This is a genomic window from Actinoplanes sp. NPDC051633, from assembly GCF_040681735.1.
GTDB lineage: Bacteria > Actinomycetota > Actinomycetes > Mycobacteriales > Micromonosporaceae > Actinoplanes.
This window is the reverse complement of sequence record NZ_JBFAZH010001186.1, coordinates 1-2,346: the sequence shown is the minus strand read 5'-3', so window position 1 is coordinate 2,346 and position 2,346 is coordinate 1. Positions and strand designations below refer to the sequence as shown.

Below are 2,346 nucleotides of genomic sequence, written 5' to 3'. Positions count from 1 at the left end.
GGCTATTTCGCCGGTATGGCCCTGGAGGCGGCCGGCGTGGCGCTGCTGGAGCGTACGGTGAACGGCCGCCCCGGCCTGGTCGGCCGGCGCGGCGGGGTGACGATCGTGGTGTACGCGTTCGACATCGCCGGCGACCGCATCAAGCACATCTGGGCGGTCCTCAACCCCGAGAAACTGCACGCGTGGGAGTAGGTGTGCTCCTACGGGCCGGAGAACCCGGGCGTTCGTCGTCCCAGGCCACGGCGCTGATCCGCCAGCCGGCGGCGGTGCGGACGAACTGCATCGTCTTCATCCCGCGGCCGGTGAACGGCTCGCCGTCGAGCACGCCCTCCTTCGCATAGCCGCCGAAGTGGTGCGCGATGTCGCCGAAGATCTCGGTGTGCCCGTCCAGCGGCCACTCCCGGAAGCCGGTCAGCCTCCCGCCGGTCAGCAGCTCCCGCCGCGGCGCGATGAAGCCGTCGACGTCGTGGACGGCCGGCTCGCCGCCGCAGGTCCGCACGATCACCGCGCCGGGCAGCAGAACCGCCCGCAGCTCGTCGAGACTCCCGCCCGACGTGAAGGCCGCGAAGAACGTCCGCACCAGCTCGGCGATGGCTGCCCGATCATCGTCCACCCGCTCACCATAGGCGGAACGACCTGCGGAGCGTGGTCGCCGACGAGCCGCCCACGTGGATCTCGTAGGCCCCGCGGGCCGTGGTCCAGTCGCCGCGGGCAGGGTCGAAGATCTCCGTCAGGTGCAGGTCGCGGTCCAGGCGGATCTCCACGTCCCGGTGCGCGCCCGGAGCGAGCGCGGCCCGCGACCAACCGGCCAGGCGCCGGCCCGGCGCCCCGGCGGACGGCGGCAGCGTCAGGTACGCCTGGGCGACCTCGGTGCCCGTACGCCGGCCGGTGTTCGTCACCCGGAACCGGATCCGCATTTCGCCGCCGGCCCGCCGCACCTCCAACTCTCGGTAGGCGAACGTCGTGTACGACAACCCGTGCCCGAACGCGAACAGCGGCGTGATGCCCTGGCTCTCGTACCAGCGGTGGCCTACCGCCAGCCCCTCGCCGTACTCGACCTGTCGGATGCCGTCGGCCACGACGCCCGGATAGCGGGCCGGCGAGACCGCCGTCGGAGTGTCCGCGAGCCGCCGCGGGAAGGTCATCGGCAGCTTGCCGGACGGCGATGCGTCACCGAAGAGCAGGGCGGCCAGCGCCGGGCCCATCTGCTCGCCGCCGTACCAGGTCTCCAGCACCGAGGGCACCCCGCCGAGCCACGGCATCTCGACCGCGCTGCCGGTCTGCAGCACCACCACGGTCCGCGGGTTGGCGGCGGCCACCGCGGCGATCAGCTCGTCGCCGTTGCCCTGCAGCCGCAGGTCGGCGAGGTCGGCGAACTCGCCCATCCGCACGTACCCGAAAACCACCGCGACGTCCGCCCGGGCCGCGGCCGCGGCAGCCGCCGCCACGTCGCTGCCGCCGTCGAACGTCACCGTGGCGTCGTCCCGCGCCGCCCGCGACCGGATTCCGTCCAGCGGCGCGACCAGGTCCTCGCACTGCAGCGTCGTCGGGTTGCCGAAGCGCCACGGCAGGCTGCAGACCGAGCTCGCGCTGATCCCGCCGGTCGGCGTGCTCGACGCGGTCGGGCCGATCACCGCGATCTCGTCGCCGGGACGCGGGCGCAACGGCAGCAGGCCGTCGTTCTTCAGCAGGACCGAACCCTGCTCGGCGGTGGCGCGGGCGATCGCCTTGTGCGCCGGAGTCGAGGCGTCCGCCACCGGCGTCGCCGGCAGCGGGTGATCGAAGAGGCCGCCGCGCAGGTAGGCACGGACCACCCGGAACGCGGCGGCGTCGATCTGCCGCTGAGTGATCTCGCCGGCCGCGAGCGCCGCGTCGAGGCGCGCGGGGGTGAACCAGATCGGGCGGTTGAGCTCCTGGTCGAGGCCGTTGACGAGGCTCGCGGCGGTGGAGTGCACCGAGCCGAAGTCGGACATCACGTAGCCGTCGAAACCGATGTCCCGCTTGAGCACCGAGTTCAGGCGCGGGTGCTCACAGGCATACACGTGGTTGATCTGGTTGTAGGAGCACATCACACTCGCCGGCCGTCCGCGGTGCACGGCGATCTCGAACGGGAGATCGTAGATCTCGCGCAAGGTGCGCTCGTCGGCGTTTGAGGAGCTGCTCTGGCGGTCGAGCTCCTGCTCGTTCGCCACGTAGTGCTTGAGCGTCGCGAGCACCCGATCGTCGTGCTGGATGCCGCGCACGCCGGCGGCGGCGATCAGGCCGGTGAGCAGCGGATCCTCGCCGAGGTACTCGGGGGTGCGGCCGGAGAGCGGGGTACGCCCGCTGGCCAGACCCGGCGCCAGC

2 protein-coding genes and 1 pseudogene are annotated in these 2,346 nt (G+C 72.6%); 1 reads left to right on the top strand and 2 read right to left on the bottom strand.

Translation table 11 applies throughout. From position 1 onward, the window contains the following. Positions 1-192, top strand: a pseudogene (locus tag AB0M20_RS38770) (RNA polymerase subunit sigma-24); the annotation flags it as partial. On the opposite strand, the gene AB0M20_RS38765 reads toward AB0M20_RS38770, so the two are convergent. Beyond that, a complete protein-coding gene (locus tag AB0M20_RS38765) occupies positions 161-613 on the bottom strand; it encodes a DUF4440 domain-containing protein (protein WP_364305952.1) in 453 nt (150 codons plus the stop codon). The pseudogene AB0M20_RS38770 and the gene AB0M20_RS38765 sit on opposite strands and share 32 nt — an antisense overlap. Before the next feature lie 4 nt (positions 614-617). Then, the coding region (locus tag AB0M20_RS38760; RefSeq protein WP_364305951.1) for a glycoside hydrolase family 3 C-terminal domain-containing protein at positions 618-2,346 on the bottom strand (1,729 nt) is incomplete at its 5' end.